Origin of the sequence: Kosakonia sp. H7A, from assembly GCF_003028445.1 — a bacterium.
GTDB lineage: Bacteria > Pseudomonadota > Gammaproteobacteria > Enterobacterales > Enterobacteriaceae > Kosakonia > Kosakonia radicincitans.
Genome location: NZ_PYTZ01000002.1, coordinates 554,285 through 576,411, shown reverse-complemented (window position 1 = coordinate 576,411; position 22,127 = coordinate 554,285). Strand labels below are relative to the sequence as shown.

The following is a 22,127-nucleotide window of genomic DNA, read 5'->3' as shown; positions in this document are numbered from 1 at the left end:
CAGAGAATCACTCAAACTCGTTCCACGAACGGCCGTCGCGGGTGATCATTGCCACCGAGGCAACCGGTCCCCAGGTACCTGCCTGATACGGTTTCGGCGCATCGTTGTCGGCTGCCCACGCTTCGGTGATGGAATCGACCCATTTCCAGGCTTCTTCTACTTCGTCACGACGCACGAACAGGGCCTGAATACCACGCATGGTTTCCAGCAGAAGGCGCTCGTAAGCATCAGCAAGATGCGTTTGATTAAAGGTTTCGGAGTAGCTGAGGTCGAGTTTGGTAATTTGCAGGTTGTGCTTATGATCCAGACCAGGAACCTTGTTAAGTACCTGAATATCCACACCTTCGTCCGGCTGCAAGCGAATGGTCAGTTTGTTCTGCGGCAGATCCTGCCAGGACTCTTTAAACAGGTTCAGCTCAGGCGTTTTAAAGTAGACTACAACTTCTGAACATTTGGTCGGCAGACGTTTACCGGTGCGCAGATAGAACGGCACGCCAGCCCAGCGCCAGTTATCGATATCGACACGAATAGCGACGAATGTTTCGGTATTACTGGATTTGTTCGCCCCCTCTTCTTCCAGGTAACCCGGCACTTTTTTGCCTTGCGCAAACCCGGCTGTGTACTGACCACGCACGGTTTTTTCGCGCACGTTGGTGCGATCGATACGGCGCAACGATTTCAGCACTTTCACTTTTTCATCACGAATACTGTCCGCAGTCAGATCGGACGGCGGCGACATGGCAATCATGCAGAGGATCTGCAACAGGTGGTTCTGGATCATGTCGCGCATCTGCCCGGCCTGGTCAAAATAGCCCCAGCGGCCTTCGATACCGACCTCTTCCGCCACGGTGATTTCCACGTGATCGATGGTACGGTTGTCCCAGTTGTTAACAAACAGGGAGTTGGCAAAGCGCAGCGCCAGCAGGTTAAGTACCGTCTCTTTACCCAGATAATGGTCGATGCGATATACCTGGCACTCTTCGAAGAACTCGCCCACCTGGTCGTTAATTTCCCGTGATGTCGCAAGCGATGTCCCCAGCGGCTTTTCCATCACGACACGCGCCGGTTTCGCATTCAGTTTTGCTTCACCCAGCCCCTTACAGATGGCGCCAAAGGTGCTCGGCGGCATGGCAAAGTAGTTGATAGTGGTGCGATTCTTCTGGTCCAGCATCGCACCGAGACGTTTGAATGCGGAGGTTTCGTTAACATCCAGATTGCAAAAATCCAGACGGCCACTCAGCTTATCCCACAGACTTTCGTCAATTTTTTCCTTCATAAAGGTTTCAAGCGCTTCACGAACAACCTTGGTATAGGCTTCCTTATCCCACTCGGCGCGACCGACCCCCAGGATACGTGTATCCGGATGGATCTGCCCCGCTTTTTCCAGTTGGTACAGTGAAGGCAGCAACTTCCGGCGTGCGAGGTCACCTTTCGCGCCGAAAATGACCAGGTCACACGCCTGGGCTGTTTGTACTACCGCCATGTCAATCTCCTCAGTTGGCTGTCCTGGAGCGTTAGCCAGGCCTTAGTTGTAATTTTATTACAGTACACTGTACTGCGTTTACGTAATTCCCGAAACTGTTACGCATTGTCAGGACGTGCGTTATTTTGTTGTGACAAAAAATCTGTTTTTTCGCCCTGAAAAAGCCGGTTATTTGCCCTGGAAACAGACGATAAAATCTGACTCTGATCATGTAATGAAAAAAAACAACATCATTTCTCATCATCACTTACCTTTCTGCTTCCCGCGGGGGTAATATCTGTTTAAAACGCATCACGATTCCATCTATCAGTGTAATCGTTTCACCATGAGCGCTTTATCACCCATGAATATGCTGGAAAAAATCCAGTCACGGCTGGAACACCTTAGCAAATCCGAACGGAAGGTCGCGGAAGTCATCCTCGCCGCTCCGGACCAGGCCATCCACTCCAGCATCGCTGCGCTGGCACAGGAAGCAGATGTCAGTGAACCGACGGTGAACCGTTTTTGCCGCAGCCTTGATACTCGTGGTTTCCCGGACTTCAAGTTGCATCTCGCGCAAAGTCTCGCCAACGGCACGCCCTATGTTAATCGAAATGTTGACGAAGATGACAGCGTAGAAGCCTATACCGGAAAAATCTTTGAGTCGGCAATGGCCAGCCTCGATCACGTCCGCCAGTCGCTGGATATGGCCGCCGTCAATCGCGCCGTCGATCTGTTGACCCAGGCGAAAAAAATCTCATTTTTCGGTCTCGGCTCGTCTGCCGCCGTTGCGCACGACGCCATGAACAAATTTTTCCGCTTCAACGTACCGGTGATTTACTCCGACGACATCGTGCTGCAACGCATGAGTTGTATGAATTGTAGCGATGATGACGTAGTTGTGCTGATTTCCCATACCGGAAGAACAAAAAACCTCGTTGAACTTGCGCAACTGGCGCGTGAAAACGACGCCATGGTCATTGCCCTGACGTCAGCGGGTACGCCGCTTGCGCGCGAGGCTACGCTTGCTATCACGCTTGATGTACCGGAAGATACTGACATTTATATGCCCATGGTTTCCCGACTTGCGCAACTGACCGTCATTGACGTGCTGGCCACCGGTTTTACCTTGCGCCGAGGCGCAAAATTCAGGGATAACTTGAAGCGAGTCAAAGAAGCCCTGAAAGAATCGCGCTTTGATAAGGAGCTACTTATCAAAAGTGATAACCACTAATAGTTAATAACAAAGCAGTAACCTCTTACGCTGTTCGGTCAGGCGCATTGCCCTTCACAGCGGGGCGCTAAATGGCCGAATTCATGTTCACGCAACACCAAGTTGTTTCAGTCAACGGAGTATTACATGTCCAGAAGGCTTCGCAGGACCAAAATCGTAACCACTTTAGGCCCGGCCACTGACCGCGATAACAACCTTGAGAAGGTTATCGCTGCTGGCGCTAACGTGGTGCGTATGAACTTCTCACACGGAACACCTGAAGATCATAAATTACGTGCGGATAAGGTGCGTGAGATTGCGGCAAAACTGGGACGTCATGTTGCTATCCTTGGCGATTTGCAGGGCCCCAAAATTCGCGTTTCCACCTTCAAGGAAGGCAAAGTTTTCCTGAACGTTGGCGATAAATTCCTGCTTGACGCTAACCTGGGTAAAGGCGAAGGCGACAAAGAAAAAGTCGGCATCGACTATAAAGGCCTGCCAGCCGATGTGGTGACGGGTGATATCCTGCTGCTCGACGATGGTCGCGTACAGTTGAAAGTGCTCGAAGTTCAGGGCATGAAAGTGTTCACCGAAGTGACTGTCGGCGGGCCGCTCTCTAACAACAAAGGCATCAACAAACTGGGCGGCGGTCTCTCCGCTGAAGCCCTGACAGAGAAAGACAAAGCGGATATCGTTACTGCGGCGCTGATCGGCGTTGATTATCTGGCTGTCTCTTTCCCGCGCTGCGGCGAAGACCTGAACTACGCCCGCCGCCTGGCACGCGATGCAGGTTGCGACGCGAAGATCGTAGCGAAAGTCGAGCGTGCGGAAGCCGTTTGCGATCAGGACGCGATGGACGATGTGATCCTTGCTTCTGATGTCGTGATGGTGGCCCGTGGCGATCTCGGCGTTGAAATCGGCGATCCGGAACTGGTCGGTATTCAGAAAGCGTTGATCCGCCGTGCCCGTCAGCTGAACCGTGCGGTGATCACCGCCACGCAGATGATGGAGTCGATGATCACCAACCCGATGCCAACCCGCGCGGAAGTGATGGACGTCGCTAACGCCGTGCTCGACGGTACCGATGCCGTGATGCTCTCTGCGGAAACCGCCGCCGGTCAGTATCCATCTGAAACCGTAGCGGCAATGGCGCGCGTTTGTCTGGGTGCGGAAAAGATCCCAAGTATCAACGTTTCTAAACACCGCCTGGATATTCAGTTCGACAACGTAGAAGAAGCGATCGCGATGTCGGCGATGTACGCGGCCAATCACCTGAAAGGTGTAACCGCTATCATCTCCATGACTGAATCCGGCCGCACCGCCCTGATGACCTCACGTATCAGTTCCGGCCTGCCGATTTTCGCCCTCTCCCGCCATGAGCGCACCCTTAACCTGACAGCGCTCTATCGTGGCGTAACGCCGGTCTATTTCGACAGCGTTAACGAAGGTGTTGCCGCCGCTAACGATGCCGTTAATCTGCTGCGTGACAAAGGCTACCTGCTTTCCGGCGATCTGGTGATCGTGACTCAGGGTGATGTGATGAGCACCGTGGGCACCACCAATACCACGCGTATTCTGACCGTCGAATAACCGGCAACCAGAAAAGCAAAAGGCCTCTCGCTGGAGAGGCCTTTTTTTATTTCTTCGGGAACAGTTCTTTGCGCTTATAAGGCTCTGTTTCACCAGGTTTGCGCGTTTTCAGCAACTTCAGGATCCAGGTGTACTGCTCCGGACGAGGCGTGACAAATACCTCCACCTCTTCATTCATACGCCTGGCGATCGTGTTGTCGTCCGCTGTCAGCAGATCATCCATCGGCGGCCGCACCTGGATAATCAGACGATGCGTTCTGGCGTCATAGACCGGGAACAACGGTACAACACGTGCACGGCAGACTTTCATCAGGCGGCCAATGGCCGGAAGCGTTGCTTTGTAGGTGGCAAAGAAATCGACAAACTCGCTGTGCTCCGCGCCGTGATCCTGGTCCGGCAGATAGTAACCCCAGTAGCCCTGACGCACCGACTGGATAAAAGGCTTAATGCCATCGTTGCGCGCATGCAAACGCCCGCCAAAGCGGCGACGCACGGTATTCCAGACATAATCAAAGACCTTGTTACCTTGATTATGGAACATGGCCGCCATCTGCTGCCCCTGCGAAGCCATCAGCATCGCCGGAATATCCACGCCCCAGCCGTGCGGCACGAGGAAAATCACTTTCTCGTTGTTACGCTGCAATTCATCGATAATATCTTTGCCCTGCCAGTCGACGCGCGGCAATACCTTTTCCGGCCCACGAATCGCCAGCTCCGCCATCATGACCATTGCCTGTGGCGCAGTAGCGAACATCTCATCAATGATGGCTTCCCTTTCGGCTTCGCTTTTTTCAGGAAAGCAATAGAGCAAATTGATCTGTGCGCGACGACGCGCGCTTTTGCCAAATTTTCCGGCCAGACGACCAAGATTCCCCAGCAGGGGATCGCGTACCGACGGAGGAACCAGCGCTACGCCGGCAAATGCCAGTACGCCCAGCCACGCGCCCCAGTTGCGCGGGTGACGGAATTCACTTTCGAACTCCGGAATATATTCACTGTTATTTTTTTTCGTTTCCATGCATCGTCCGCAGGCCAGAAATCAAGTCACTCAGGATAAGGAGATAGTGTAGCGAGGCGTTATCTTTCACACAAAAGAAAAAGCCGGCGCGCAGCAGGCACCGGCTTCGAACGCATATTTGTTAAGCGAATCAGTCAAAACGCAATTGCGGAATAACCTCTTTCACCTGCGACAGATAATCCGTACGATCCGAACCTGTCAGCCCTTCGGTGCGCGGCAGTTTTGCCGTTAACGGGTTGACAGCCTGTTGGTTGATCCACATTTCATAATGCAAATGCGGCCCGGTGGAACGGCCAGTGTTACCCGACAAGGCGATGCGATCGCCGCGCTTCACTTTCTGACCCGGTTTTACCAGCAGCTTACGCAGATGCATATAACGGGTTGTGTAAGTACGACCGTGGCGGATAGCAATGTAGTTCCCCGCCGCGCCACTGCGTTTCGCCACCACAACTTCACCATCGCCGACAGCAAGCACCGGCGTGCCCTGCGGCAGCGCAAAATCGACGCCTTTGTGCGGCGCAACGCGTCCGGTAACCGGATTCAGACGGCGCGGATCAAAGTTTGACGAGACGCGGAACTGTTTCGCAGTCGGGAAGCGCATAAAACCTTTTGCCAGCCCGCTACCATTGCGATCGTAAAATTTACCGTCTTCGGCACGAATGGCGTAGTAATCTTTGCCGTCAGAACGCAGTCGAACGCCGACTAACTGGCTCTGTTCCTGCTTACCTTCCAGCATTTCGCGAGACATCAGCACGGAAAACTCATCGCCTTTTTTCAGCTTACGGAAATCCATCTGCCACTGCATTGCTTTGATCACCGCGCTAACTTCAGCACTGGTTAAACCGGCTTCACGGGCGCTGGCGACGAAGCTGGCGCCAACCGTGCCTTTCATCACCGAATTCACCCAGTCGCCCTGCTGCATCTCGCTGCTCATTTTAAAACCGCCATCGACGCGGTCATACGTGCGGGTTTCGCGACGGGACATCTCCCACGTCAGGCGTTGCAGATCGCCATCGGCGGTGAGCGTCCATGAAAGTTGTTGACCGATCTTCAGGTTACGCAGTTCCTTGTCGGCGGCGGCTAGCTGGCTGATATCTCCCATATCAATGCCGTACTGATTGAGAATACTGCTGAGCGTATCGCCGGTAGAAACCACATATTCGTGAACGCCAACTTCATTGGCGGTTTTATCATCCAGTTCATCTTGCGGGATATCATCCACATCATCAGAAGTGGTTTGATCGATAGGTTCGCTGGCTTCCGGCAGCAACGAGCGGATTTCATTTTTCGGCAGCTCAATCGCTTTCACGATCGGGGCTGTGGCTTCAGGATGATAAACGTAAGGCCGCCAGACGGCGACCGTGAGTGTAAGAACTGTAAGCGACCCCAGCATGACACGGTGGGGTCGGGGCAGACTGTTAAATGCCAGAGCGACAGAGCGGGCTATCTGTTGCACGTATTCACTTCCTCGTTATTCTCCTTTCAGGCAGCTCGCATACTGATGAGTCAGTTGGGCAAGGAACTGCGGGTAGCTCTCTTTGCCTAACTTGATACTGATTCCAAGTGGATCCAACGTTCCCATTCGAACGGATGTCCCTCTGGCAACAGCTTCAACGACCGCTGGCCTGAACTGTGGCTCAGCAAAAACGCACATGGCTTTTTGCTCAACCAACTGTGTTCTGATTTCATGTAAACGCTGCGCACCAGGCTGAATTTCGGGATTGACGGTAAAGTGCCCCAATGGGGTCAGCCCGTAGTGTCTTTCGAAGTAGCCGTAGGCGTCATGAAAAACGAAATACCCCTTCCCTTTCAGCGGTGCCAGCTCGTTACCAGCTTGCTTATCCGCCTGAGTTAATGATGCCTCAAAGGCCTGCAAGTTGGCGTCAAGCCTGGCTCGACTTTGCGGCATAACTTCCACTAATTTATCGTGGATTGCAACCGCCGACAGCCGCGCAATCTCTGGGGAAAGCCACAGATGCATGTTGTAATCGCCGTGATGGTGATGTTCGTCACTTTTTTCGCCGTCGTGGTGGTCATCACCATGCTCATGCTCATCTTCATCGCCCCCTTTCATCAGCAGCGGTTTTACACCGGCAAGCCCGGCCATTGTCACCCGTTTCTGCTCAGGGATTTGTTGTACGGAACGCGCCATAAAGGCTTCCATTTCCGGGCCGACCCAAAAAACTAAGTCCGCGTTTTGTAAGCGTTTTACATCTGAAGGACGCAGTGAATAATCATGCTCGGATGCGCCATCTGGCAGCAGCACTTCGGTAGTCGTCACCCCGTCGGCGATGGCAGAAGCGATAAACCCTAATGGTTTGAGGGAAGCCACCACAGCAGCATTAGCGGTTTGTGCTGTACCGGCGAGAAGAGCAGCAGATAGCGCTGCGCAAAGAAGCGTATTTTTATGTAACATAATGCGACTGTTCATCGTAATGAGTATGTGGGGTGTGATATTATAACATCCGACAACTTGTGCAACCTGTTAAATGCTATGACGAATCTTGTAACGCTCGAAAATGTCACCGTTGCTTTTGGCCAACGGCGCGTCCTGTCTGACATTTCGCTCAACTTACGCGCAGGAAAAATTTTAACATTGCTCGGCCCCAATGGCGCGGGTAAATCCACACTGGTGCGCGCAGTGCTGGGCCTGGTAGCACCGGATGCAGGGATGATCAAGCGTGAAAAGAACCTGCGTATCGGCTATGTGCCGCAAAAATTGCATCTTGACGCCACCTTGCCGCTGACAGTAGGCCGCTTTATGCGTTTACGCCCCGGCACCCGCAAAGACGGCATTATTCCGGCGCTGAAACGCGTACAGGCCGCACATCTGGTTGATGCTCCGATGCAAAAACTTTCCGGAGGCGAAACGCAGCGTGTTTTACTGGCGCGCGCCCTGCTTAACAGCCCGCAGCTTTTGGTGCTGGATGAACCCACCCAGGGTGTCGACGTTAATGGCCAGGTCGCGCTCTACAACCTGATAGATCAACTGCGTAAAGAGCTCAACTGTGCAGTTCTGATGGTTTCCCACGATCTGCATCTGGTAATGGCGAAAACGGATGAAGTCCTGTGCCTTAATCACCATATTTGCTGTTCTGGTACGCCAGAAGTGGTTTCCATGCATCCGGAATTTATCTCTATGTTTGGGCATCGCGGTGCGGAACAGCTTGGCATTTATCGTCATAACCATAACCACCGCCACGATCTGCAGGGCCGCATTGTTCTGCGCCAGGGTAATGGACACTCATGATTGAATTATTACTGCCCGGCTGGCTGGCCGGGGTTATGCTCGCCTGCGCTGCCGGGCCGCTGGGCTCATTTGTCGTCTGGCGACGGATGTCCTATTTTGGCGATACTCTGGCGCACGCTTCTTTACTTGGCGTTGCATTTGGTCTCCTGCTGGATGTGAATCCATTCTACGCTGTTATTGCCGTGACGTTGCTGCTGGCTGCGGGTCTGGTGTGGCTGGAGAAACGTCCACAACTGGCGATCGATACTCTGCTCGGCATTATGGCGCACAGTGCGCTCTCTCTCGGTCTGGTCGTGGTCAGCCTGATGTCAAACATTCGCGTCGATTTGATGGCTTATCTGTTTGGCGATCTGCTGGCGGTGACGCCGGACGATCTGATGATCATTGCTCTTGGCGTGGTGCTGGTACTGGCGATCCTGCTCTGGCAGTGGCGCAACTTACTGTCGATGACCATCAGCCCGGAGCTGGCATTTGTTGACGGTGTGAAACTGCAACGCGTCAAGCTGTTGCTGATGCTGGTTACCGCCCTGACTATTGGCGTCGCCATGAAATTTGTTGGCGCGCTGATCATCACTTCGCTGTTGATTATTCCGGCCGCGACAGCACGTCGATTCGCGCGAACGCCAGAGCAAATGGCGGCGGTTGCCGTCGGCGTCGGGATGATTGCGGTGACCGGCGGTCTGACCTTCTCCGCCTTCTACGATACGCCAGCAGGCCCGTCAGTCGTGCTGTGTGCGGCGCTGCTGTTTGTCTTCAGCATGACAAAGAAACCCGTTAGCTAACTATATCGGGCACAGCCGGATGAGACCATCCGCAACCGCCACTGACATAAAGGCCGGAAGCAGACGCTTACCGGCCTTTTTGTTTATGGCATTTCCGGGGGCGTGATGCCGAAGTGGTTCCAGGCCCGCACCGTCGCCATGCGTCCGCGCGGAGTCCTCTGTAAAAAACCTTGCTGAATCAAATACGGTTCCAGCACATCCTCAATGGTTTCCCGCTCCTCGCCGATTGCCGCCGCGAGGTTATCCAGCCCGACGGGACCACCGAAGAATTTATCAATCACTGCCAGCAGAAGTTTACGATCCATATAGTCGAACCCTTCCGCATCAACATTCAGCATATCCAGCGCTTTCGCCGCGATTTCAGCCGTGATGTCGCCATCATGTTTCACTTCGGCAAAATCGCGCACGCGCCGCAGCAGGCGGTTGGCGATACGCGGCGTACCGCGAGAACGACGCGCCACTTCCAGCGCGCCCTCTTCGCTCATCTCCAGCCCCATATAGCGGGCACTGCGACCGACAATATGTTGCAAATCGGCCACCTGGTAAAACTCCAGTCGCTGCACAATGCCAAAACGGTCACGCAGTGGCGAAGTCAGCGACCCCGCTCGCGTTGTCGCGCCAATCAGCGTAAATGGTGGAAGATCGATCTTGATGGAACGCGCCGCCGGACCTTCACCGATCATAATATCGAGCTGGTAATCTTCCATCGCCGGATAGAGCACTTCTTCCACCACCGGCGAAAGACGGTGAATTTCATCGATGAACAGTACGTCGTGCGGTTCGAGGTTGGTGAGCATCGCCGCCAAATCTCCCGCCTTTTCCAGCACCGGGCCGGAAGTGGTGCGTAAATTAACGCCCAATTCGTTGGCGACAATATTCGCCAGCGTGGTTTTTCCAAGGCCGGGAGGACCAAAAATCAGCAGATGATCGAGCGCGTCGCCGCGCAGTTTTGCCGCCTGGATAAAAATCTCCATCTGCGAACGAACCTGCGGCTGGCCGATATACTCATTGAGCATTTTCGGGCGAATAGCGCGATCCACAACCTCTTCCACATCAGTACTGGCAGGGGCCACCAGACGGTCTGCTTCAATCATCCTCTACCTCACAACGCCGCGCGCAGCGCTTCACGGATCAGGGTTTCACTGTTGGCATCCGGGCGGGCAATCTTACTGACCATCCGGCTGGCTTCCTGAGGTTTATATCCCAGCGACACCAGCGCAGCAACCGCTTCCTGCTCTGCGTCATCTGTCGCCGGGCTGGCCGGAGAGGTGAGAACCAGATCGGCCGCCGGGGTGAAGAGATCGCCATGCAGACCTTTAAAGCGGTCTTTCATTTCAACAATCAGGCGTTCGGCGGTCTTTTTACCGATACCTGGCAGTTTGATCAGCGCAGCCGGATCCTCTCGTTCAACGGCGCTAACAAATTGCTGTGCCGACATACCGGACAAAATCGCCAGCGCCAGCTTCGGCCCGACGCCATTCGTTTTAATCAGCTCACGAAACAGCGTGCGTTCCTGCTTATTGTTAAAACCGTACAGTAGCTGCGCATCTTCACGCACCACAAACTGGGTGAAAACCGTCGCCTCTTTACCGGCATCCGGCAATTCATAAAAACAGGTCATCGGCATGTGCACTTCATAACCCACACCTCCCACTTCCAGCAGAACCAACGGGGGTTGTTTTTCTACAATAATGCCTCTGAGTCTGCCTATCACGTGACGCTCCTGCGCTATGGGCTAAGGTGTAATGCTGTATCATAAAAAAAGGCTGGATAGATATCCAGCCGAATATAGAAAGAAAAGCGCGAGGGCGGTTCAGGAATTGGCGTAATACGCCTCATCGCTCAGATCGGCTAACAGCGTACGCTGCGTTGGCTGCCAGCCCAGCACCTGGCGGGTCTGCTCGCTTGATGCTGACATCTCCCCGGCCGAAAAATTAGCGAACCAGCCGAAATGTGCGGCTTCACGCGGTTCAGCTGGTAAACCAAGCATTTTGCCGATGGCAATGGCGATATCGCGCATGGCAATCGCCTCCTCCGCGACCGCATGGTAAACCGACTGTGTCGCGCCGCATTCCAGCGCCAGCCGGTAGACTTTCGCTGCATCAATGCGGTGTACCGCCGCCCAGTGATTGTTCGCCTCTGCAGGCCAGGCGGCAACGCCGGTTTGTTTTGCCAGTGCGATCAGAATGGGTACAAAGCCGTGATCGCCGACGCCATGCACGGTGGGTGCCAGGCGAATACTCGCCGTGCGTACGCCTTTTTCAGCCAGCGCCTGTGCCGCCTGTTCGGAACGACGAAGATAGTCCGGCCCTTCGGCTGGTTTGTCTGATTCCGTTGCCGGGCGTCCCTGCACCAGCCTTGCCAGCCCTGACGTCACCAATAGTGGACGATCGGAGCCAAGTAATGCCTCTCCCAGTACTTCAATTGCGCGTTGATCCTGCGCGCAATTCTGTGCAAAGCGCGAGAAGTCATGATTAAACGCGGTATGGATCACGGCATCAGCTTTTGCCGCTGCCGCAAAAAGAACGTCGTGATCATCCAGCGTCCCGTGAACCACTTGCCCGCCGGCGGCAAGCAGTGCCTGCGCCTTGTCTGCATTTCGCGCCAGACCACTTACCTGGTGTCCGGCGGCCAGTAACTCTGCCGCCACTGTTGCGCCGACCCATCCGGTCGCGCCAGTCAGAAAAACATGCATGCGTGTGCCTCCTGATGTTGACTCGCGCCGTTATCCTTATAAATATCCGTGATAGAGAAAAGTAGTGACTTTATCGTGGTATAAGGACTAACAGGATGCAGAGCGTTACTCAGCCAAAAGATCTGGGCAGTTACCTGAAATCCCGCCGCGCGCAGTTGGATCCCAACGCGCTGGGATTTCACACCGCACGCCGACGCACGCCGGGGCTGCGGAGGGAAGAAGTCGCGCATCTGGCCTGTATTAGCGCCACCTGGTATACCTGGCTCGAACAAGGGCGCGGCGGCACACCCTCGGCAGAAGTGCTGGACAGAATTTGCCAGGCGCTGCGCCTTTCCGAACGAGAACGGGAGCATGTTTTTCATCTGGCTCTCGGGCGCGCACCGGGCATACATTACGCAGCAACCGGCACAGTGACCGAACGGCTGCAAAAGGTGCTGGACTGTATGCCCATCAGCCCGGCGGTGATCCGTAACGCCACCTGGGATGTGCTGGCATGGAACAAAGCCGCCACCGTGGTTCTATCCGATTACCCCACATTACCCGCACAGGAGCGCAATATTCTGCGCCGCATTTTCCTTAATCCGCAGGCTCGCGCAGCCCAAAGCGACTGGTACGCGTTAGCGCGCTATCTGGTGGCGGCGTTCCGTGCCGATGCGACCCGTGCTGGTGCGTCGGCGGAGATCCGCCCTCTGGTCGAAGAGCTGAGTTCGGCCTCTCCTGAATTCGCCGAGTTATGGCAAAGCAATGATATTGGCGGAATGGGAGAAGGCACCAAAATTCTGCTGCACGGGAATGTCGGCAAGTTGTCGCTGGAATATTCGAGTTTTTCTGTTGAAGGACAACCCGATTTGACGATGGTGGTTTATAACCCATCGGAGGAAGAGGATGCGCAGAAAATCCGCTCGTTATTATAAAAAAAGCGCCATTAACTGGCGCTTGTTAGCGTAATCTCCCGCGAGCAAGATTAAGCCGCGTACTACTCACCTGTAAGGCATTCTGACTGACATGGCAATGCGTAATGGCAATCGCCAGCGCATCCGCGGCATCCGCCTGCGGATTGGCCGGAAGCTTCAGCAAGGTTCGCACCATGTGCTGCACCTGGCTTTTTTCCGCGCTGCCAATACCGACAACCGTCTGTTTAACCTGACGGGCAGCATACTCAAAAACGGGGAGATCCTGATTGACGGCGGCAACGATCGCCACGCCGCGAGCCTGTCCAAGTTTTAGCGCTGAATCGGCATTTTTCGCCATAAACACCTGTTCGATGGCGAAAAAATCCGGCTGAAACTGGGTGATGATTTCCGTCACGCCTGCGTAAATGAGCTTGAGGCGCGACGGTAAATCCTCGACCTTCGTGCGGATGCAGCCGCTACCGAGGTAGGTCAATTGCCTTCCTGTCTGGCGGATCACACCGTAACCGGTGACGCGCGAACCCGGGTCAATACCGAGAATAATCGCCATTATGCGCCTCCGGCCAGGGGTGATTTAGTCAGCGACATTACAGCGTCGCCGCAACCTCATCGGAGATCTCACCGTTATGGTAGACTTCCTGCACGTCGTCGCAATCTTCCAGCATATCGATCAGACGCAGCAGTTTCGGCGCAGTTTCTGCATCCATATCTGCTTTGGTAGACGGAATCATCGACACTTCAGCGTTGTCCGCTTTCAGGCCAGCCGCTTCCAGCGCATCGCGCACGGCCCCCATCTCTTCCCACGCGGTATAGACGTCGATAGCGCCGTCATCAAAGGTCACCACGTCTTCAGCACCGGCTTCCAGCGCCGCTTCCATGATGGTGTCTTCGTCGCCAGCTTCAAAGGAGATCACCCCTTTTTTGCTGAACAGATAAGCTACGGAACCGTCAGTCCCCAGGTTACCACCGCATTTGCTGAAAGCATGACGCACTTCGGCAACGGTACGGTTGCGGTTGTCACTCAGACATTCAACCATTACCGCGGTACCGCCAGGGCCGTAACCTTCATAAATGATGGTTTCCATATTCGCGTCGTCATCGCCGCCCACGCCGCGCGCGATAGCACGGTTTAAGGTGTCGCGGGTCATGTTGTTGGACAACGCTTTATCCACCGCCGCGCGCAGACGCGGGTTGGAACCGATATCGCCGCCGCCCAGACGGGCAGCCGTAACCAGCTCGCGAATGATTTTGGTAAAGATCTTACCGCGCTTGGCATCCTGTGCTGCTTTGCGGTGTTTGGTGTTGGCCCATTTACTGTGACCTGCCATAAAAAACTCTCCAATAAAGCCATTTCCCTTCGCCTTTCAGCCCTCAGGTGCGTTGGCAGCCCATCCGCACCAGTCACTCACCGAAGTAAGCTTCTGGCGACGTCCGGGTTTGCCGCCTTCCTGAGAACCAAAATTCCGGGGAAATTTAGTCGGCGTTAATAACAAATTCTTCAATCGCCTGCCGGTTGCTCCATGATTTGGTTAATGCCGCCGCTGCGGGGGCATCAAGCCAGCGGTACGTCAGATGTTCGGTAAAAACAATCGGACGTTCATGGGGCAGCGCAAGACAAAACCAGGATTCGGTATTGTGCGTTACGCCCGGCGCATAGCGATGACGTAAATGACTAAAGATTTCATACTCCACCGTGCGCTGACAGTCGACTAAGGTCAGTTGCTCACAGACAACATCGATTTCGACCTCTTCCTTTACTTCACGCAGAGCGGCTTGCGTTGCGCTCTCCCCCGCCTCCAGGCTGCCGGTTACCGACTGCCAGAAATCGGGGTCGTCGCGTCGCTGTAACATCAGCACCCGTTTCGTGTCCTGCGCGTAAATCACCACCAGCACGGAAACGGGATGCTTGAATGGCATCTTATTCGTTCCCCAGAACCTTTGCTTCACCAGCGCCAGGCTTTTTGACCACCGCAATGCCCAATTCCGCCAGCGCGGCCGGGTTAGCGAAACTCGGCGCTTCGGTCAGCAGACAGGCTGCCGCCGTGGTTTTCGGGAAGGCAATAACGTCACGGATGTTATCAGTGCCGGTCAGCAGCATGGTCAGACGATCCAGACCGAATGCCAGGCCCGCATGCGGCGGCGTACCATATTTCAACGCATCCAGCAGGAAGCCGAACTTCTCGCGCTGTTCCTGCTCGTTAATCCCCAGAATGCTGAACACGGTCTGCTGCATTTCACCGCTGTGGATACGGACAGAACCACCGCCCACTTCGTAACCGTTGATCACCATGTCATAGGCGTTAGCCACCGCATCTTCCGGTGCCGCTTTCAGCTCAGCAGCGGTCATGTCCTTCGGCGAGGTGAACGGATGGTGCATCGCTGTCAGACCACCTTCGCCGTCATCTTCAAACATCGGGAAGTCGATAACCCACAGCGGCGCCCACTTCGCTTCGTCGGTCAGATTCAGATCTTTGCCGAGCTTCAGACGCAGCGCGCCCAGTGCATCGGCAACTACTTTCTTGTGGTCCGCGCCGAAGAAGATCATGTCGCCGTCCTGCGCGCCCGTGCGCTCAAGGATCGCGCTGACAATATCAGCATTCAGGAACTTGGCCACCGGGCTGGTGATGCCTTCCAGGCCTTTCGCCGCTTCATTGACCTTGATGTACGCCAGGCCTTTCGCGCCGTAGATTTCAATAAATTTGCCGTAGTCGTCAATTTGTTTACGGCTAAGTTGTGCGCCACCTGGCACACGTAGCGCGGCAACACGACCTTTTGCATCATTTGCCGGGCCGGAGAAGACTTTAAATTCGACTGCTTTCAGCAGGTCTGCCACGTCCACCAGTTCCATCGGGTTACGCAGATCCGGTTTATCAGAACCATAGCGGCGCTCTGCTTCAGCAAAGGTCATGATCGGGAAATCACCCAGATCAACACCTTTGATTTCCAGCCACAGCTGACGCACTAACGCTTCCATCACTTCACGCACCTGCGGCGCAGTCATGAAAGAGGTTTCGACATCAATCTGGGTAAATTCCGGCTGACGGTCAGCGCGCAGGTCTTCGTCACGGAAGCATTTGACGATTTGATAATAACGGTCAAAACCGGACATCATCAGCAGTTGTTTGAACAACTGAGGAGACTGCGGCAACGCGTAGAATTTGCCTTTATGCACGCGCGAAGGTACGAGGTAGTCGCGTGCGCCTTCCGGCGTGGCTTTCGTCAGCATCGGCGTTTCGATATCGAGGAAACCATGATCGTCCATAAAGCGACGCACGAAGCTGGTGATTTTCGCACGGGTTTTCAGGCGCTGCGCCATTTCCGGACGACGCAGATCGAGATAGCGATATTTCAGACGCGCTTCTTCGGTGTTGACGTGGTTGGAATCCAGCGGCAGCACGTCGGAACGGTTGATGATGTTCAGCTTAGTGGCGAACACTTCAACTTCGCCGGTAGCCATATCTTTGTTGACGTTTTTCGCGTCACGGGCACGAACGGTACCGGTAATCTGAATACAGAACTCATTACGCAGTTCAGAGGCGAGCTGGAACGCATCCTGACGGTCCGGGTCGAAAAACACCTGCACGATGCCTTCACGATCGCGCATATCAATAAAGATAAGGCTACCGAGGTCACGACGACGATTGACCCACCCACAAAGCGTTACTTGCTGTCCCACATGGGACTGATTGAGCTGCCCGCAATATACTGTACGCATGAGATATCCCTTAAATTAGCTGCGCGCGACCTGGCACCTGCGCGGCAGGCATTCTGGTGGCAGCTATTTTCGTATGTCACTACTGGATGAAAAAAGGGGGCTATTATACTGGAAATTCTGACCAACGATAAGCCCGCTACTGACTGTACGCACGTTTGCTGCGCGCTTATTGCGCATTCTCACAAAATTTAACAAAATTTCCACACCGCGCTGGCGTACATAACGCGTAAGGTATCCACCGACGTCATTCATTTTTCAGGAGTTATGATGCTGAAGCTCAATGCTGAGAAAACCGCTCTGGTAGTGATCGATTTACAGGAAGGGATCCTGCCTTTCGCCGGTGGTCCTCACACGGCACAGGACGTGGTAAAACGCGCTGCTGCCCTGGCGGAAAAATTTCGTGCCAACGGTGCGCCTGTTGTACTGGTGCGCGTAGGCTGGTCAGCTGATTTCGCCGAAGCGCTGAAACAACCGGTTGATGCCGCGACAGGCGGGCATGCGTTGCCGGATAACTGGTGGACTTACCCGCAGGCGTTAGGGAAAAAAGAGAGCGACATCGAAGTAACCAAACGTCAATGGGGTGCCTTTTACGGCACCGATCTGGAACTGCAACTGCGCCGTCGCGGGATTGACACCATTGTGCTGTGCGGCATTTCCACCAATATCGGGGTGGAATCCACCGCCCGTAATGCCTGGGAACTGGGCTTCTCGCTGGTGCTTGCTGAAGATGCGTGCAGCGCGGCGAATGCCGAACAGCATCAGGGCAGCATGAAAAATATCTTCCCGCGGATCAGCCGCGTGCGCAGCACGGACGAGATCCTCAGCGCGTTATGATATATGTCGGCCTGCCGCAATGGGCGCACCCGAAATGGGTGCGCCTTGGCATTGACAGTCTTGAGGCGTATGCCCGCCACTTCAACTGTGTCGAAGGCAACACCACGCTGTATGCCCTTCCCAAAGCGGAGGTCGTCGCGCGCTGGTACGCGCAGACCAACGATGATTTTCGCTTCTGTTTTAAATTTCCGGCCACCATTTCGCACCAGGCGGCGCTGCGAAATTGCGACGATCTGACAGCAGAGTTTTTCAGCCGCATGTCGCCGTTAGCAGGGAGAATAGGCCAGTACTGGTTACAGCTTCCGGCCGTTTTCTCACCGCGCGATTTGCCTGCGCTGTGGGCATTTCTTGATGCGCTTCCCGGGGAATTTACCTACGGTGTTGAAGTGCGCCACCCGCTCTTTTTCGCCAAAGGCGAAGAAGAAAAAGCCCTTAATCAGGGTTTGCATGCCCGCGGCGTCAACCGCGTGATCCTTGACAGCCGTCCGGTGCACAGCGCAATTGCGCACAGTGAAGCTGTGATTGAAGCCCAGCGCAAAAAACCGAAAGTGCCGGTACATGCGCTGGTCACCGCCCGTCATCCCATGGTGCGCTTCATTGGTAGCGACAATATGGCGCAGAATCGGCAGCTTTTCGCCGCCTGGCTGGAAAAGCTGCCGCTATGGGAGCAAACCACCACACCGTATCTTTTCCTGCATACCCCGGATATCGCCCAGGCGCCCGAACTGGTTGAAACGCTGTGGCAGGATCTTTACGCCGCCATCCCCGCTATTGGCGCGGCACCTTCCCTGCCGCTGCAATCTTCTCTTTTTTGAGTGAAGCACCTATCATTGAGAAGCCATCGCCATCATCGTAAAGGGAGTTAGTATGGTTAGCGCGCTCTACGCCGTGCTGGGTGCATTATTACTGCTGAAGTTTTCCTTTGATGTTATCCGCCTGCGTTCACAGTATCGCGTCAGTTATGGCGACGGCGGGTTCAGTGAACTGCAAAGCGCGATACGCATCCATGGTAATGCCGTGGAATATATTCCTGTCGCGCTGCTGCTATTGCTGTTCATGGAGATGGACGGCGCAGAAACCTGGATGGTGCATATCTGCGGGCTGATGTTGATTGTCGGCCGCCTGATGCATTATTACGGATACCACCACCGGCTGGTTCGCTGGCGTCGTTCTGGTATGGGCGCAACGTTTTGTTCGCTGTTGCTGATGGTGCTGGCCAATCTGTGGTATATGCCCTGGGAGTTGGTTTTCTCCCTGCATTAGCGCACAATACGCCCCTTTGTTTTCCCGGATATTTACACTATGTCTCACCGCGACACGCTTTTTTCTGCGCCTATCGCCAGCCTGGGCGACTGGACTTTCGATGAACGGGTAGCCGAAGTCTTCCCGGATATGATCCAGCGTTCCGTACCGGGTTACTCCAATATTATTTCGATGATCGGCATGCTGGCGGAGCGCTTTGTGCAGCCCGCCACGCAGGTTTACGATCTCGGTTGTTCACTCGGTGCCGCCACGCTGTCGGTACGCCGCAACATTCATCAGGATGGCTGCAAAATTATCGCCGTGGATAACTCGCCGGCGATGGTCGAACGCTGCCGTCGCCATATCGATGCCTACAAAGCGCCGACGCCCGTTGAGGTGATCGAAGGCGATATTCGCGATATTCAGATCGAAAATGCCTCGATGGTGGTGCTCAACTTTACGCTGCAATTTCTCGAGCCGGACGATCGCCTGAAGCTGCTGCAAAAGGTCTATCAGGGGCTGAATCCGGGCGGTGCGCTGGTGTTGTCGGAAAAATTCAGTTTTGAAGACAGCACTGTCGGCGAACTGCTGTTCAATATGCATCACGACTTTAAACGCGCCAACGGTTACAGCGAGCTGGAGATCAGCCAGAAACGCAGCATGCTGGAAAACGTCATGCTGACAGACTCCGTCGAGGCGCATAAAGCGCGCCTGCATACCGCCGGGTTTGAACACAGTGAATTGTGGTTCCAGTGCTTTAACTTCGGTTCGCTGGTCGCACTGAAAGCGGAGAAGGCATGATCGAGTTTGGCCGTTTTTATCAGCAAATTGCCGTTGGCCCATTAGCTCACTGGCTCGACACGCTGCCGCCGCAGATTTCCGCCTGGCAGCGCGAGGCTCTGCACGGGCAGTTTAAACAGTGGAACAATGCGGTCGAATTTCTGCCGCAGCTTACGCCAGCAAAGCTGGACCTGCTCAATGGCGTGACGGCGCAAAGTGATGAGCCGCTGAGCGCCGGTCAGCTCAAGGGCATGGAAACGCTGCTGCGTAACCTGATGCCGTGGCGCAAAGGGCCGTTTTCTCTGTATGGCATTGATATTGATACTGAATGGCGCTCCGACTGGAAGTGGGATCGCGTGCTGCCGCACCTGTCGGACTTACGCGGACGTACCATCCTCGATGTCGGCTGCGGCAGCGGTTATCACCTGTGGCGCATGATTGGCGCCGGAGCGTCGCTGGCAGTCGGGATCGATCCGACGCAACTCTTTTTGTGCCAGTTCGAAGCGGTACGTAAGCTGCTGGGCGACGATCGCCGCGCACACCTGTTGCCGCTGGGGATTGAGCAACTTCCGGCGCTGAACGCGTTCGACACGGTATTCTCGATGGGCGTACTTTATCACCGCCGTTCGCCGCTGGAGCATCTGTGGCAACTGAAAGATCAACTGGTGAAAGAGGGTGAGCTGGTTCTGGAAACACTGGTGGTTGAAGGTGATGAACACACGGTTCTGGTTCCGGGCGATCGCTATGCGCAAATGCGCAACGTCTACTTTATTCCTTCAGCGCTGGCGCTGAAAAACTGGCTTGAGAAGTGTGGTTTTGTCGATGTGCGTATCGCCGATATGTGCGTTACCAGCACCGAGGAGCAGCGTCGGACGCCGTGGATGGTGACCGAATCGCTGGCAGATTTCCTCGATCCACATGACAGCACGAAAACCGTCGAAGGCTATCCGGCGCCGCTGCGCGCCGTACTGATTGCCCGTAAACCATAAGATAAAAAAAGGCCCCTGTTAATGGCAGGGGCCTGGTACGAGCAAGCATCATATTGGGCGACATGATGCGCGGTAAAAACTGTTACGGGCGGTGAAGCGCAATAATCTGCTTCATCTCCGCCACTGCCGGGCCGTCAACACCGTAGCGGGCATATTCATCCGCCTGGGCATCCGACGACATCGATAATCCACTATTGCGATAACGCATCGGCGACGCGAACCAGCGTCCTGCTGAGCTGTGCACCTCTTTGACTCCCGCCGCCAGGAATATTTCCAGGTTTTGCGGACGCACACCAGCACCGGCCATAATGATTGGAGCGCCAGAGCGGGCATTAAGTTCCCTAATTAATGAAAGTCCTTTTTCCGCTGACGCCTGCTGGCCGGAAGTGAGAATACGAACAACGCCTAATTCTGCCAGCGCATCGCAGGCCTGCTGCGGGTTGGCGCACATATCGAAGGCGCGATGAAAGGTCACCGCCATCCCCTGCGCCGCCGACATAATTTCCCGCATGCGCGGCATATCGACCTGACCGTCTTCGTTTAGTACACCCGTTACCAGACCGGGGAAACCGAGTTCGCGCAGCAGCCGGATATCTTCCAGCATGGCGGCAAATTCATCGGCGCGGTAGCAAAAATCGCCGCCGCGTGGGCGAACAATCGGATGCACCGGAATCGTCACTCGCTGACGGACGCTTTTCAGCGCACCGGTGGAAGGCGTTAACCCGCCCTCTTTCGGTGCCGCACAAAACTCGATGCGATCTGCCCCCTGCTGCTGAGCGATCACCGCGTCATCAACGCCGTAACAACAGATTTCCAGTAAGGCCATAGCTCCTCCCTTTGTTCATCATGGCACGCTTATATAATTGCGAATCTGCGCGCCCTCACACCTGCAAGCGTCACTGCTCGCTGGCAACAATCTCTTCAATGGTCCACGGATGAAATTTCACCGTCACTTTGCCGTCGGTTACCGCAAGCGTTGGATTTGGCAAACGCTCGCGTTCTCCTTTTGGCGAGCTGGTTTTCACGGCGATGCCCGGCTGGCTTAACCCTTCATCAGCCAGTAGCGCCAGCGCGCGGGCATTCAGGGTTTCCGGCGCGCCTGGCAGGACAATTTCGATATGCTCCCAGCCTTCGTGCGGATAGCGTTTCTCGCCCGGCCACGGCAGTTCAATCACCGTAAATGCCCAGTGCTCCACATGCAGTGGCTGATGCAATTTAAACAAACAGATCGGGCGCCCGTTAATGATATTTTCCGACAGCAATTCACCGCACTGTTCAAATCCGCGTCGCCAGCGATCCGCCGTGGCGTTCTGGTGGCAGCGCAGGGAAATATGGTCGGCATGAAGTGGCGCAATCGCCAGCCCTAATCGCGTGATTAGCGACTGCAAATCGTCGCGAAAACGCGGCAGATCCGCGACAATATCCTGCAACTCTTCAATTTCTTGCCAGTTGTTCATAAGCCGTACCCGTATGTCGTCGCAAAGCGCATAATCTACCTTGTTATGCGACGCTCACCAACTCCCAGGCTTTCTGCGCGCCGGTGGATGATTTTCTGCACAGACCACGCGCGACGCGGTGCTGACGCCAACGGGCAATTGCAGTATACTCCCGCCTTTAATGAACACCCGGACGCGCCCGCATGTGTC

Annotated in this window: 23 protein-coding genes; 10 read left to right on the top strand and 13 right to left on the bottom strand. The window is 54.9% G+C overall.

Going from position 1 to position 22,127, the window contains the following annotated elements; translation table 11 throughout:
- Positions 1-7 precede the first annotated feature (7 nt).
- Entirely contained in the window at positions 8-1,483 is a 1,476-nt protein-coding gene (zwf, locus tag CWM66_RS10740) for a glucose-6-phosphate dehydrogenase (RefSeq protein ID WP_007371594.1), read from the bottom strand.
- Between the two features lie 343 nt (positions 1,484-1,826).
- Here zwf and CWM66_RS10735 point away from each other — a divergent pair, with 343 nt between their 5' ends.
- Positions 1,827-2,696: a MurR/RpiR family transcriptional regulator gene (locus tag CWM66_RS10735; RefSeq protein WP_007371592.1), complete on the top strand. Its 870-nt coding sequence runs from the start codon at positions 1,827-1,829 to the stop codon at positions 2,694-2,696.
- A 126-nt stretch (positions 2,697-2,822) separates the two neighbouring features.
- Positions 2,823-4,265, top strand: a complete 1,443-nt coding sequence (gene pyk, locus CWM66_RS10730) for a pyruvate kinase (protein ID WP_007371591.1) — start codon at positions 2,823-2,825, stop codon at positions 4,263-4,265.
- Positions 4,266-4,311: 46 nt separating this feature from the next.
- Here pyk and lpxM read toward each other — a convergent pair whose 3' ends face one another.
- The 3 genes from lpxM to znuA all read right to left on the bottom strand — a co-directional run bounded on the left by lpxM (position 4,312) and on the right by znuA (position 7,699).
- Entirely contained in the window at positions 4,312-5,283 is a 972-nt protein-coding gene (gene lpxM / locus CWM66_RS10725; RefSeq protein ID WP_071920974.1) for a lauroyl-Kdo(2)-lipid IV(A) myristoyltransferase, read from the bottom strand.
- Between the two features lie 130 nt (positions 5,284-5,413).
- A complete protein-coding gene (gene mepM / locus CWM66_RS10720; RefSeq protein WP_071531997.1) occupies positions 5,414-6,739 on the bottom strand; it encodes a murein DD-endopeptidase MepM in 1,326 nt (441 codons plus the stop codon).
- Positions 6,740-6,754: 15 nt separating this feature from the next.
- On the bottom strand, positions 6,755-7,699 hold the full coding sequence (gene znuA / locus CWM66_RS10715) for a zinc ABC transporter substrate-binding protein ZnuA (protein WP_107146628.1): 945 nt from the start codon (positions 7,697-7,699) through the stop codon (positions 6,755-6,757).
- A gap of 78 nt (positions 7,700-7,777) precedes the next feature.
- Here znuA and znuC point away from each other — a divergent pair, with 78 nt between their 5' ends.
- Together znuC and znuB are read left to right on the top strand one after the other, a co-directional pair.
- Positions 7,778-8,533, top strand: coding sequence for a zinc ABC transporter ATP-binding protein ZnuC (gene znuC, locus CWM66_RS10710; protein WP_107146627.1), 756 nt, complete (start codon positions 7,778-7,780; stop codon positions 8,531-8,533).
- Positions 8,530-9,315: a zinc ABC transporter permease subunit ZnuB gene (znuB, locus tag CWM66_RS10705; RefSeq protein WP_107146626.1), complete on the top strand. Its 786-nt coding sequence runs from the start codon at positions 8,530-8,532 to the stop codon at positions 9,313-9,315. The genes znuC and znuB overlap by 4 nt, the downstream gene beginning before the upstream one ends.
- A gap of 83 nt (positions 9,316-9,398) precedes the next feature.
- Here znuB and ruvB read toward each other — a convergent pair whose 3' ends face one another.
- The 3 genes from ruvB to CWM66_RS10690 all read right to left on the bottom strand — a co-directional run bounded on the left by ruvB (position 9,399) and on the right by CWM66_RS10690 (position 12,010).
- The gene (ruvB, locus tag CWM66_RS10700; RefSeq protein ID WP_007371585.1) at positions 9,399-10,409 is read right to left on the bottom strand and encodes a Holliday junction branch migration DNA helicase RuvB; all 1,011 of its coding nucleotides are present in this window, start codon (positions 10,407-10,409) and stop codon (positions 9,399-9,401) included.
- Between the two features lie 8 nt (positions 10,410-10,417).
- Positions 10,418-11,029, bottom strand: a complete 612-nt coding sequence (ruvA, locus tag CWM66_RS10695; protein WP_035887502.1) for a Holliday junction branch migration protein RuvA — start codon at positions 11,027-11,029, stop codon at positions 10,418-10,420.
- Between the two features lie 99 nt (positions 11,030-11,128).
- On the bottom strand, positions 11,129-12,010 hold the full coding sequence (locus CWM66_RS10690; RefSeq protein ID WP_107146625.1) for an SDR family oxidoreductase: 882 nt from the start codon (positions 12,008-12,010) through the stop codon (positions 11,129-11,131).
- 95 nt (positions 12,011-12,105) lie between these two features.
- Between CWM66_RS10690 and CWM66_RS10685 the strand changes: the two genes are divergently transcribed.
- The gene (locus tag CWM66_RS10685) at positions 12,106-12,924 is read left to right on the top strand and encodes a helix-turn-helix transcriptional regulator (RefSeq protein ID WP_007371582.1); all 819 of its coding nucleotides are present in this window, start codon (positions 12,106-12,108) and stop codon (positions 12,922-12,924) included.
- 25 nt (positions 12,925-12,949) lie between these two features.
- On the opposite strand, the gene ruvC is transcribed toward CWM66_RS10685, so the two are convergent.
- From ruvC to aspS, 4 genes are all read right to left on the bottom strand, one after another.
- Positions 12,950-13,471 carry a crossover junction endodeoxyribonuclease RuvC gene (ruvC, locus tag CWM66_RS10680; protein ID WP_007371581.1) on the bottom strand — a complete coding sequence of 174 codons (522 nt, stop codon included), beginning with the start codon at positions 13,469-13,471 and terminating at the stop codon, positions 12,950-12,952.
- A 37-nt stretch (positions 13,472-13,508) separates the two neighbouring features.
- Positions 13,509-14,249: a YebC/PmpR family DNA-binding transcriptional regulator gene (locus tag CWM66_RS10675; protein ID WP_007371580.1), complete on the bottom strand. Its 741-nt coding sequence runs from the start codon at positions 14,247-14,249 to the stop codon at positions 13,509-13,511.
- 145 nt (positions 14,250-14,394) lie between these two features.
- Positions 14,395-14,838 (bottom strand): dihydroneopterin triphosphate diphosphatase, encoded by a 444-nt coding sequence (gene nudB, locus CWM66_RS10670; protein ID WP_007371579.1) that lies wholly within the window; start codon positions 14,836-14,838, stop codon positions 14,395-14,397.
- Between the two features lies 1 nt (position 14,839).
- Entirely contained in the window at positions 14,840-16,636 is a 1,797-nt protein-coding gene (gene aspS / locus CWM66_RS10665) for an aspartate--tRNA ligase (protein WP_071920979.1), read from the bottom strand.
- A gap of 267 nt (positions 16,637-16,903) precedes the next feature.
- Here aspS and CWM66_RS10660 point away from each other — a divergent pair, with 267 nt between their 5' ends.
- The 5 genes from CWM66_RS10660 to cmoB are packed head-to-tail and all read left to right on the top strand — an operon-like array spanning position 16,904 to position 20,481.
- Entirely contained in the window at positions 16,904-17,470 is a 567-nt protein-coding gene (locus CWM66_RS10660; RefSeq protein WP_007371576.1) for a hydrolase, read from the top strand.
- The gene (locus CWM66_RS10655) at positions 17,467-18,285 is read left to right on the top strand and encodes a DUF72 domain-containing protein (protein WP_107146624.1); all 819 of its coding nucleotides are present in this window, start codon (positions 17,467-17,469) and stop codon (positions 18,283-18,285) included. The genes CWM66_RS10660 and CWM66_RS10655 overlap by 4 nt, the downstream gene beginning before the upstream one ends.
- Positions 18,286-18,337: 52 nt before the next feature.
- Positions 18,338-18,733, top strand: a complete 396-nt coding sequence (locus CWM66_RS10650; protein ID WP_007371574.1) for an MAPEG family protein — start codon at positions 18,338-18,340, stop codon at positions 18,731-18,733.
- A gap of 39 nt (positions 18,734-18,772) precedes the next feature.
- Complete coding sequence (cmoA, locus tag CWM66_RS10645; RefSeq protein WP_007371573.1) at positions 18,773-19,513, top strand: carboxy-S-adenosyl-L-methionine synthase CmoA; 741 nt, start codon at positions 18,773-18,775, stop codon at positions 19,511-19,513.
- The gene (cmoB, locus tag CWM66_RS10640) at positions 19,510-20,481 is read left to right on the top strand and encodes a tRNA 5-methoxyuridine(34)/uridine 5-oxyacetic acid(34) synthase CmoB (RefSeq protein WP_007371572.1); all 972 of its coding nucleotides are present in this window, start codon (positions 19,510-19,512) and stop codon (positions 20,479-20,481) included. Before cmoA ends, cmoB begins: the two co-directional genes overlap by 4 nt.
- Positions 20,482-20,563: 82 nt before the next feature.
- Here the strand turns inward: cmoB and cutC are convergent, their stop codons facing one another.
- Complete coding sequence (cutC, locus tag CWM66_RS10635; protein WP_007371571.1) at positions 20,564-21,307, bottom strand: copper homeostasis protein CutC; 744 nt, start codon at positions 21,305-21,307, stop codon at positions 20,564-20,566.
- A gap of 70 nt (positions 21,308-21,377) precedes the next feature.
- A complete protein-coding gene (locus tag CWM66_RS10630) occupies positions 21,378-21,938 on the bottom strand; it encodes a VOC family protein (RefSeq protein WP_007371570.1) in 561 nt (186 codons plus the stop codon).
- Positions 21,939-22,127 lie beyond the last annotated feature (189 nt).